The sequence below is a fragment of the Cupriavidus sp. GW821-FHT07C08 genome (assembly GCF_059419025.1).
The window spans coordinates 1-1,108 of sequence record NZ_JBWKQZ010000085.1; the positions used below are offsets into that span (position 1 = coordinate 1).

Below are 1,108 nucleotides of genomic sequence, written 5' to 3' on the forward strand. Positions count from 1 at the left end.
ATTACTGACCAGTCCCTAAATAAAGCGACAAAAGTTGAACGCAAGGGATCGACGGTAGTCTCATGAGGCATGAAACGAGATGGCCGCAAACTGGATCGGGCGACGCAGGAGGAATTTCGGTTGCTGGCGTTGCGCCGAGTGAGGGAAGGCGAGAAGCCGTCGGAGGTGGTGAAGTCGCTGGGGATGAATCGCACCTCGATCTACCGGTGGATCAAAGCTGCCTGCGGACGCGGAAAGGGGGAACGCGCGCTGGCCGCGCGGCGGGCAACCGGCCGACCGGCCAAGCTCACAGCGCGCCAGCAAGCGCAGGTGTTGCGCTGGATCAACGGCAAGGATCCCAGGCAATACGGACTGGACTTCGGGCTGTGGACGCGACAAATCGTGGCCACCTTGATTGACCAGAAGTTTGGTGTGCGCATGGGGCTGACGGCGGTGGGGAGATTGCTGGCGCGTTTGGGCCTGACGCCGCAAAAGCCACTGCAGCGCGCCTACCAGCGCGATCCTCAGGCGATCGAGCGCTGGCAGCGTGAGACCTATCCCGACATTGCGTCAACTGCCCGGCGCAGCGGGGCCGAAATCTACTTCTGGGACGAATCCGGCTTCCGCGCTGACACGGTGCACGGCAAGACGTGGGCGCTCAAAGGGCAGAGCCCGGTGATCGAGCGGCCCGGCCAGCGCCAGTCAGTTTCGGCAGCTTCGGCGGTCAACGCCTTGGGCGGCTTCTGGTTCGCGACGTACAAGGGAGCGCTCACCGCGGAACTGTTCGTCGAATTGCTCAAGAAGATGATGAAGGGCCGGCGCAAGCCGGTGCATCTTGTCGTTGACGGCTTGCCGGCCCATAAGAAGGCAAGCGTGCGCGAATACGTCGAATCCACTGGCGGCAGATTGACGTTGCACTTCCTGCCAGGCTACGCGCCGGACCTCAATCCGGACGAGCTGGTGTGGAGTCACATCAAGCGCACCGGCGTGGCGCGCAACCCGCTGCGCGCAGGCGAGAAGTTGGAGATTCGCGTCGAGCAACAACTGCGCGGGCTGCAGAGAAAGCGGAGCCTGGTTCGATCATTCTTCGATGTCCCATCTGTCGCATATATTTGGGACTGCTGAGTAA

General features: G+C 62.1%; 1 protein-coding gene. It reads left to right on the plus strand.

Annotated features, from left to right (window positions below; all coding sequences use genetic code 11):
* The first annotated feature begins 69 nt into the window (after positions 1-69).
* On the plus strand, positions 70-1,104 hold the full coding sequence (locus tag AC07UK_RS38790) for an IS630 family transposase (protein WP_029307886.1): 1,035 nt from the start codon (positions 70-72) through the stop codon (positions 1,102-1,104).
* The last annotated feature ends 4 nt before the right edge of the window (positions 1,105-1,108 follow it).

What these genes read in the sequence shown, in the direction of transcription:
- AC07UK_RS38790 (WP_029307886.1), top strand. Translation starts at nt 70, where the DNA reads ATGAAACGAGATGGCCGCAAACTGGATCGGGCGACGCAGGAGGAATTT.